This window comes from Aeromonas sp. FDAARGOS 1402 (assembly GCF_019046925.1).
Taxonomy (GTDB): domain Bacteria; phylum Pseudomonadota; class Gammaproteobacteria; order Enterobacterales; family Aeromonadaceae; genus Aeromonas; species Aeromonas caviae.
Genome location: NZ_CP077201.1, coordinates 546,734 through 555,719, shown reverse-complemented (window position 1 = coordinate 555,719; position 8,986 = coordinate 546,734). Strand labels below are relative to the sequence as shown.

Annotated in this window: 7 protein-coding genes; 3 read left to right on the top strand and 4 right to left on the bottom strand. The window is 62.0% G+C overall.

Translation table 11 applies throughout. From position 1 onward, the window contains the following. Window positions 1–29 precede the first annotated feature (29 nt). Entirely contained in the window at window positions 30–2,462 is a 2,433-nt protein-coding gene (gene lptD / locus I6L32_RS02620; RefSeq protein WP_039040025.1) for an LPS assembly protein LptD, read from the bottom strand. 174 nt (window positions 2,463–2,636) lie between these two features. Between lptD and I6L32_RS02615 the strand changes: the two genes are divergently transcribed. Genes I6L32_RS02615 through djlA form a run of 3 tightly spaced genes read left to right on the top strand, consistent with a single transcriptional unit; the run spans window position 2,637 to window position 5,162 of the window. Beyond that, window positions 2,637–3,653 (top strand): aminoglycoside phosphotransferase family protein, encoded by a 1,017-nt coding sequence (locus tag I6L32_RS02615; RefSeq protein ID WP_216944652.1) that lies wholly within the window; start codon window positions 2,637–2,639, stop codon window positions 3,651–3,653. Continuing rightward, a complete protein-coding gene (murU, locus tag I6L32_RS02610) occupies window positions 3,650–4,318 on the top strand; it encodes an N-acetylmuramate alpha-1-phosphate uridylyltransferase MurU (protein WP_216944651.1) in 669 nt (222 codons plus the stop codon). The genes I6L32_RS02615 and murU overlap by 4 nt, the downstream gene beginning before the upstream one ends. 19 nt (window positions 4,319–4,337) lie before the next feature. Beyond that, complete coding sequence (gene djlA, locus I6L32_RS02605) at window positions 4,338–5,162, top strand: co-chaperone DjlA (RefSeq protein ID WP_039040028.1); 825 nt, start codon at window positions 4,338–4,340, stop codon at window positions 5,160–5,162. An 85-nt stretch (window positions 5,163–5,247) separates the two neighbouring features. Here djlA and I6L32_RS02600 read toward each other — a convergent pair whose 3' ends face one another. The 3 genes from I6L32_RS02600 to ettA form a co-directional block, all read right to left on the bottom strand. Next, window positions 5,248–6,603 carry an NCS2 family permease gene (locus I6L32_RS02600; protein ID WP_045523766.1) on the bottom strand — a complete coding sequence of 452 codons (1,356 nt, stop codon included), beginning with the start codon at window positions 6,601–6,603 and terminating at the stop codon, window positions 5,248–5,250. Between the two features lie 255 nt (window positions 6,604–6,858). Then, the gene (locus tag I6L32_RS02595) at window positions 6,859–7,188 is read right to left on the bottom strand and encodes a hypothetical protein (protein WP_216944650.1); all 330 of its coding nucleotides are present in this window, start codon (window positions 7,186–7,188) and stop codon (window positions 6,859–6,861) included. A gap of 111 nt (window positions 7,189–7,299) precedes the next feature. Next, window positions 7,300–8,967 carry an energy-dependent translational throttle protein EttA gene (gene ettA, locus I6L32_RS02590; protein WP_010673216.1) on the bottom strand — a complete coding sequence of 556 codons (1,668 nt, stop codon included), beginning with the start codon at window positions 8,965–8,967 and terminating at the stop codon, window positions 7,300–7,302. Window positions 8,968–8,986: the final 19 nt, after the last annotated feature.

Here is an 8,986-nt window from a genome sequence, read left to right as displayed (position 1 = left end):
TCCATCTCTCAAGGCGTTTGCCAGACCGATTACTGGTCTCGCAGGTTAAACGGACGAATGTAAGGCAGTGCTTCGGTGTCCAGGGAAGTGCCCTTGGAGCCGGTACCCACGCTACCCAATCCTTTCATTTCAAATTGAATGCCGAGGCTGCGCTCGGACGTCGGGGTCAGGTTCACGTTGTCTGGCGTGTTGACCCATTCCAGGTTGAAGTTGATGCTCCAGCAGCAGGAGTCGTATTTCAGACCCACCTTGCGGTCCACTTTGACGTTCTGATTGAGCTCCTGATAGTAGCCGCCATAAAGGTGCCAGCGATCGTCCAGCGGGGTGGTCAGCAGCAGGCCGATCTGGTTGAGATCCGTCACCTGCCCCTTGTGGTCGAGGTCGTAGTTGGCATCCCGCACGAAGCGGTGGTTCAACTGGCTGATCAACTTCTCGTGACGGTACTCCAGGGCGCTGTTGGCAGAGCTTATCTGGCGCTGTTCCATATCATATTGTGCCCCCGCATGGGCATACCACTGCTCGTTGATCTTGGCGTCACCCTCGAACGACAGCGGGGAGCGGGTATTGGTACTCAGCTCATCGCTGCTGTAAAGCTTGACCCTGGGCGCCACGAAGTCGAAGGCTTGGGCAACGGCCAACCGGATTCGTTCATCCCCGGCCGGATCATAAATGCGGGTGGTGACCCCCAAGGAGAGCCGGTTGGAGTCGCTGATGCGGTCCAGACCGGCGAAGCGGCGATCGCTGAACAGGCTGTAGTAGTCCTGGCGCATGGTGGTGGAGTCATAGACACCGATGTTGTCCTGATCCTTGTAGGGCACATAGAGGTACTGGAACTCAGGCTCCAAGGTCTGGTTGGCGCCCTCGCCAAACCACTGCTGATCCCGCTCGAAGGTCATGCCGCCCTTGAGACGGAACGAGGGCAGTACCCGGGTGATGGTCCCCTCTTCCAGGGTGACGTCGCCGCCCTCTCTCGGGGTGAAACGATTGGTGAAGGTGCTGCTCATCTGGTCAGGCACCGTCTGGTCGTAACGGGTGTACATCAGCTTGTACTGGCTGTCGAGGAAGTAACCCGCCTCGTCAACGAGGGGGATGGTCAGGGTGGGGGCCGTGTAGACCCGGGTGCCGGTGTAGGCTTCCCCCTTGTTCTGCTCGATGGCCTGATCGTTGTTGTAGCCGAAGTTGGTCAGTTCGGTATTCCAGGCCAGATCGTACCAGCTACCCTGCTGGTAGTAGTTGTGGTTGATGCGCGGCATCAGCTCGTGGGGCTGCTGGGCGCTGGCCAGCAGGATCTGGTAGGTCCGTACCTCGGCATCGAGGTTCCAGTTCTGCTGGTAGTAACCTGCCTTCAGGGATTGCTGCAACTGGTTGTCGACCTGGGTCCCCACCTTGGGGGTGAAGTCGTTGAAGTAGTTGTAGTCCTGGTCCCGTACCTTGGTGTAGTCCACCGACACCCGCATGGCGTTGTCCATGAACATGGAGGTGTGGCGGGCACTGAGCAGGTAACGGTGACCGTCAGAGAGATGCTGATTGAGGCTGGCCGTCTCGTCGTACTGCTTGTCGTCTGCCAGGTTCTCGAAGTAGAGGCTCCCCACGTGGGCCGGGTCCGGCATGTAGCGGAACTCGACCTGTTCCATCAGGCCCCGTCTGTCCATGAAGCGGGAGGTGATGGTGGCATCGTAGTTGGGGGCGATGTTCCAGTAGAACGGCTGGGTGATGTCCATGCCGTTCTTGGAGCTTTGGGTATAGCCCGGGTAGAGCAGACCGGTCTTGCGCTCATCCTTGATGGGGAAGTTGATATAGGGGAAGTAGAAGACCGGATAGTCATAGAGCCAGAGGCTGGCGTTCCAGGCCTCCCCAAATACCTCGGACTGATCGATGTCGATGCTGCCGGCCTTCAGGGTCCAGGCCTCCTGGCCCGGTGGGCAGGTGGTGTACTGGGCCCCTTCCAGAGTGATGTTCTGGTTGTTGTTGGTCATGGTCACCTTTTCGGCGAAGCCGCGCACCGGTGAGCCATGGACCTGATACTTGCCCTCTTCCAGCTCGGAGTTCTTGGTGTCCAGGTTGGATTTCAGGGTCTTGTCGCTGGTGACCGTGATCTGGCCATCGTTGTAATAGATGTTGCCGATGGCGATGACATCCCGGCTCTTCTGGTCGAGCTGGGCATAGTCGGAGTCGAACTTGCGCACGCCCTGGCGCACCTTGACGTCACCCTCGTAGACGGCGGTACCGCCCTGCTTGGCCTCCAGGCGATCGGCATCCACCTCGACGGGCTGGGCATTGGCGTCCTGGTCCGCACTGGGCTTCTCTATCTTGGGAACATAGTCATAGCAGAGGCTGTCGAGGATCCCGGTAGCGGGTGGCGCATTGAGTGGCGCTGCCTGGGCCATGAGCGGGCTCAGGGCAGGAACAAGGCTGATGGTCAGGGCGATGGGACAGGAGTATCCCAGTGTCCATTTTGTCATGTGAAAGGCTCGCGCAATCCGTAGTAAAAACGGTGGATTCAGGGCATGCATTTTATGTCAGGATCCATCGAGTTGACATTGCATGTCATTGCTTTATGTTAGCCGGCAATGATAAAGCATTATTGCGGCCAGGGCTAACAGCCAAGTGCTGCTTTCCAATTTGGTTCCCGACTCATGCACGATCGCGCTTCCCTGCTTTTGCAATGGGCTCGCCGGATTTCCGGTGACGCCAACCTCTCGTTGACGCTTATTTCCGGTGACGCCAGTTTCCGCCGCTACTTCCGGGGTGGCGGTCTGGTGTGGGTGGATGCTAATCCGAAAACCGAAAAAAATCATGAATTCGTTCGCAATGCGGCCGCCCTGCACGATGCGGGGCTGCTGGCCCCCGAGGTAAAGGGGGTCGACTACGAGCAGGGATTGCTGGCGGTGACGGATCTGGGGGATACCCAGCTTATCGGCTGCCTGAACGAAGAGAGCGTACTGGCCTGGTATGGCAAGGCCATCGCCCTGCTGCCAGGGCTCGGCGCCGTGGCGCTCGAGCTCGAGCTCGAGCCCTTCGATGAGGCCTTCATGGCCCGCGAAAATGCCATCTTCCCCGAGTGGTTGCTGGGACATCACTTGCAACTGGCTCTGAGTGATGAAGAGCAGCAGTTGCTGGCGGAGACCTTCGCCTGCCTCACGGCGAGCAACCTGGCCCAGCCACAAGGAGTGATGCACCGGGACTTCCACAGCCGCAACCTGATGGTGTGCGGCGGGACGAACCCGAAGGAGAGCGACCTCGCCCTTATCGACTTCCAGGACATGGTCATCGGGCCGCTCAGCTATGACCTGGTTTCCCTGCTCAAAGATTGCTACGTGCGCTGGCCGGACGCGGTGATCGAGCAGGGCATGCGACTTGGCTTCGACACCCTGCAAGGGGCCGGTCTGCTGGGCGAGCTCGATTACGCCGCGTTTCGTCGCGCAGCCGATCTCACCGGCATGCAGCGCCACCTCAAGGCGGCGGGGATCTTCACCCGCCTCTATCACCGCGATGGCAAGGCCGGCTACCTCAAGGACATTCCCCGTACCCTGGGCTACGTGGTCGATGTCTGTCGCAGCCATGGCGCCGCCTATCCGGTGCTGGCCCGCTTCGGCCAGTGGCTGGAGCAGGTGGTGCTGCCCGGATTGGCGCGCACCGGGGTGACACCATGAAGGCGATGATCCTGGCCGCCGGGCGCGGCGAGCGGATGCGTCCGCTCACCGATCTGCTGCCCAAGCCGCTGCTGGCGGCGGGGGGCAAGCCGCTCATCGTGCACCATATCGAAAAACTCAAGGCAGCCGGCGTGACCACACTTGTCATCAACCACGCCTGGCTCGGACACAAGCTGGTGGCGGCCCTCGGCGATGGCAGTACGCTCGGGGTATCCATCCACTGGTCGGCCGAAGAGAGCGCGCTCGAGACCGCCGGCGGCATCGTGCAGGCGCTGCCCCTGCTGGGCTGCGAACCCTTTCTGGTGATCAACGGCGATACCTGGCTCGACCTGGATTATCGCGCTCTGGTGAACCAGCCGCTTGGGGACGATCTCGCCCACCTCTGGCTGGTGCCCAACCCTCCCCAGCATCCGCAAGGGGACTTCTCCCTGCAAGCGGGTCGGGTGCTGGACACCCCGGCCCTCACCTTCAGCGGCGTCGGCCTCTATCACCCCGCCGCCTTTGCCGGCTTGCCCTGCGGGGCGCGCAAGCTGGCCCCCCTGCTGCGCGACTGGATGGCGCTGGGACGGGTGGGGGGCAGCCTGCTGGCAGGCGAGTGGCGCGACATCGGCACAGTGGATCGGCTGCGCGAGCTGGACGAGCAACTGCTCGCTGGCACCCATTAACATCACGAGGTCTTGAACCATGCGTATTTGGGGCAAGGTGCTTGGCACCTTCTTCGGTTTTTTGCTCGGCAACATCTTCGGTGCCCTGCTGGGCCTGTGGATCGGCCATCGCTTCGATCGGGGCATGGGGATCCGCGGGGCCTTCCAGCGGGCGCCCAGCCAGCAGCAACAGGCCGTCTTTTTCCATGCCACCTTCGCCGTCATGGGCCACATCGCCAAGGCGAGCGGCCAGGTCACCGAGCACGAAATACGGGTCGCGTCCAACCTGATGGACAGGATGCGGCTGGCCGGAGAGCAGCGGGTACGGGCCCAGGAGTCATTCCGCCAGGGCAAGGAGAGTGACTTCCCCCTGCGCGAGACCCTGGCGGAGTTTCGCCAGGCGAGCCTGGGGCAGCGTGACATCCTGCGCTTCTTCCTCGAGGTCCAGCTGCAGGCCGCCTTCGCCGACGGTCAGGTGGAGGCGAACGAGCGGGCCATCCTGCAAACCATCGCCGACGAGCTGGGGTTCAGTCGCATCGAGCTTGCCCGCATTCTGGCAATGGCCGAGGCCCAGATGAACTTCTTCCACCGCCAGCAACAGCAGGGCGGTGGCCAGGGGCAGCAATACCGTCAGGAGCCCCCCTCCCGGGATCGCCTCAAGGATGCCTATCAGTTGCTTGGGGTGAACGAGAGCGACAGCGATCAGGAGATCAAGCGCGCCTATCGCAAGGAGATGAGCAAGCATCACCCTGACAAGCTGGCCGCCAAGGGATTGCCCCCCGAGATGATGGAGATGGCCAAAGAGAAGACCCAGGAGATCCAGCAGGCCTGGGAGTGGATCCGTGAGGCCCGCGGCATTCGCTGAGCCCTGAGCCCGCCATAAAAAAATGCCCGTCGATGACGGGCATTTTTGTTTTCAGAGTCTGGTTTTTCTTTTCATGGAAGAAAAATCAGTGGGCATCTACCCAGACAAACTTGAGGACGAAGAGCAGGGCCACCACCAGCACGCAGGGGTTGATCTCGCGCCAGCGGCCGGTGCCCGCCTTCATCACGCAGTAGGAGATGAAGCCGACGGCGATCCCCTCGGTGATGGAGAAGCTGAACGGCATCATCACCGCGGTCATGAAGGCCGGCACCGCTTCGGTCAGGTCTTCCCACTTCACTCGGGTCAGCTCGGAGCACATCAGTACGCCCACGTAGATGAGGGCCCCCGCTGCGGCATATGCCGGCACCATGGCGGCGACCGGAGAGAAGAAGATGGCCAGCAGGAACAGGATGCCCACCACGATGGCGGTCAGACCGGTGCGACCGCCGACGGCGACGCCGGAGCTGCTCTCGATGTAGGCCGTCACGGACGAGGTCCCCATGAAGGCGCCGCCGACGGAGCTGACGCTGTCCACCACCAGGGCCTGCTTCATGCGCGGGAAGTGCCCCTTGTCATCGGCCAGCTTGGCGCGGTTGGTCACGCCGATCAGGGTGCCGGAAGAGTCGAACAGGTTGACCAGCATGAAGGAGAAGATGATCCCGGCGAGGCTGATGTCCAGCGATCCCATCAGATCCAGCTGGCCGAAGACCGGGGCAATGCTCGGCGGCACGGAGACGAAGCCCTTGAAGGTGACGTCGCCGAACAGCCAGCCCAGGGTGGTGGTCACCACGATGGCGATGAGCACGGCAGAGTGGACGCCACGGGCGGAGAAGATGCAGATGAGGAAGAAGCCGAGCAGCCCCAGCAGGCAGGGCAGGGAGGTAAGGTTGCCCACGGTCACCATGGTGGCGGGGCTCGCGACCACGATGCCGGCATTGTGCAGGCCGAGCAGGGCGATGAGCAGACCGATGCCGGCGGTGATGCCGACCCGAAGGGTCAGGGGAATGTTGGCGATGAGCCAGTAGCGTACCCGCAGCAGGGTCAGGATCAGCAGGCCCAGCGCACCCCAGAAGATGGTGCCCATGCCCACTTGCCAGGAGTAGCCCATGCCGGCCACCACCACGAAGGCGAAGAAGGCGTTGAGGCCCATGGCGGGAGCCAGGGCGATGGGCAGGTTCGCCAGCAGACCCATCAGGATGCTGCCGATGCCGGCGATGAGGCAGGTGGTAACGAACACGGCCTGGGTGTCCATGCCTGCCGCAGAGAGGATCTGCGGGTTGACGAAGACGATGTAGACCATGGTCAGGAAGGTGGTGATGCCGGCGATCACCTCGGTGCGGGCCGTGGTGCCATGACCGCGCAGGGCAAACAGGCGCTCGAGCAATCCCTGCCCGGCAGCCGGGCTGGCGGTCTGCCCGGTAGCGTGATGTGGTTGATTCATGTTGGATTCCAATGGGTGACGTGAAATAGGCAGCAGGGGGCCCGGCCCATCCATGCGGGGCGATGGACCCTGATTCTGGCGGTGAAGTGACCAGACTCGTCCTGATACCGTGACAGCGCGCACATTTTCACACAGGCGGCCAGGTTTACAAACCCCGGATGTGCGAGGCGGATCAATGAATAGAGTAAAAATTCAAACGTTTTCCCCCGGAGGCCGAAAAAAGGGGACCAATAGAGCCCCGTTTCCACATCGGGATCAACGGTTTTTCTGGTAGCGTTCGATAAGCTGGCTCAGCACGGCATCGCTCCGCTCCAGCAAGGGATCGAGGGCCAACCCCATGCGTTGCAGCAGCAGGGTGGCCTGGGTTTCGCTCAAGGGGCGGCCATCGAGGAAGTAGGCCTGCTCGGCCAGTTGCTTGTCATGGCGGGGCAGCAGCACCCAGTGCACCCGTCGGGGTTCGATGGCGGCGAGGATCCGGTTGGCGGCCGCGCAGAAGGTATCGATGTGCTGCTTGCCATCCGGCCCCAGGCAGCCGGGTTCGAGCCGGATCTGGATGGTGAGTCTGGTGGTGGAAGCTTGGGTCATGGGTCGCTATCGCTGGGGAAGAGGTGGAGATTGTAAGTCAGAAGAGGCAAAAAAGGGGAGCCCCGGCTCCCCTTGTGACGTCATGCCTGGCGGCGCGGCTGTTGCCTCGCCTTACTTGGCGATGCGCTTGTACTTGGCGCGGCGCGGCTGGATAGCCTCGGCACCGTAGGTCTTCTTCTTCCACTCTTCGTATTCGGTGAAGTTGCCTTCAAAGAACTCGATCTTGCCCTCGTCCTGGTAGTCCAGGATGTGGGTGGCGATGCGGTCGAGGAACCAGCGGTCGTGGGAGATGACCATGGCGCAACCCGGGAACTCCAGCAGGGCGTTCTCGAGGGCGCGCAGGGTTTCGATGTCCAGATCGTTGGTCGGTTCATCCAGCAGCAGCACGTTGCCGCCGGTCTGCAGCAGCTTGGCCAGGTGCAGACGGCCACGTTCACCACCGGAGAGCTCGCCGACCCGCTTCTGCTGGTCGGAACCCTTGAAGTTGAAGCGACCGATGTAGGCGCGGCTCGGGAACTCGTAGTTGCCGATGCGCAGGATGTCCTGGCCGTCGGCGACTTCCTCGAACACCGTCTTCTTGTCGTTCATGCTGTCGCGGAACTGATCCACGGAGGCCAGCACCACGGTGTCACCCAGGGTGATGGAACCGGAATCCGGCTGCTCCTGACCCGACATCATGCGGAACAGGGTCGATTTACCGGCACCGTTCGGACCGATGATGCCGACGATGGCACCCTTCGGAATGGAGAATGAGAGATCGTCGATCAGCTGGCGGTCGCCATAGGACTTGCAGAGGTTGGCCACCTCCACCACCTTGTCGCCGAGGCGCGGTCCGGGCGGAATGAACAGCTCGTTGGTCTCGTTGCGCTTCTGGTAGTCGTTGGTGTTGAGCTCTTCGAAGCGAGCCATACGAGCCTTGGATTTGGCCTGACGGCCTTTCGGGTTCTGACGAACCCACTCCAGTTCCTTCTCGATGGACTTGCGACGGGCGGCCTCGGAACTCGCTTCCTGGGCCAGACGGGCATCTTTTTGCTCCAGCCAGGAGGAGTAGTTGCCCTCCCAGGGGATGCCTTCGCCGCGGTCCAGCTCCAGGATCCAGCCCGCCACGTTGTCGAGGAAGTAGCGGTCGTGGGTGATGGCCACGACGGTACCTTCGTAGTCGTGCAGGAAGCGCTCCAGCCAGGCCACGGATTCCGCATCCAGGTGGTTGGTCGGTTCGTCCAGCAGCAGCATGTCCGGTTTTTCCAGCAGCAGGCGGCACAGGGCCACGCGGCGGCGCTCACCACCGGAGAGGTGCTTGATCTGGGCATCCCAGGCCGGCAGGCGCAGGGCATCGGCCGCGCGCTCCAGCTGGTTTTCCATGTTGTGGCCGCCCTGGGCGGCGATGATGGCTTCCAGCTCGCCCTGTTCGCGGGCCAGCTTGTCAAAATCCGCATCCGGGTCGGCGTAGGCTGCATAGACCTCGTCGAGGCGAGCCATGGCGCGTTTGACGTCGCCGACCGCCTCTTCGACCGCTTCGCGTACGGTCTGCTCCGGATCCAGCTTCGGCTCCTGGGGCAGGTAGCCGATCTTGATGCCGGGCTGCGGACGAGCTTCCCCTTCGATCTCGGTGTCGATGCCCGCCATGATGCGCAGCAGGGTCGATTTCCCGGCGCCGTTCAGACCCAGCACGCCTATTTTGGCCCCCGGGAAGAAGGAGAGGGAGATGTTCTTGAGAATATGACGCTTGGGCGGCACGACCTTGCCAACCCTGTTCATGGTGTAAATAAATTGAGCCATTGGCTAATTCTCTTTAATT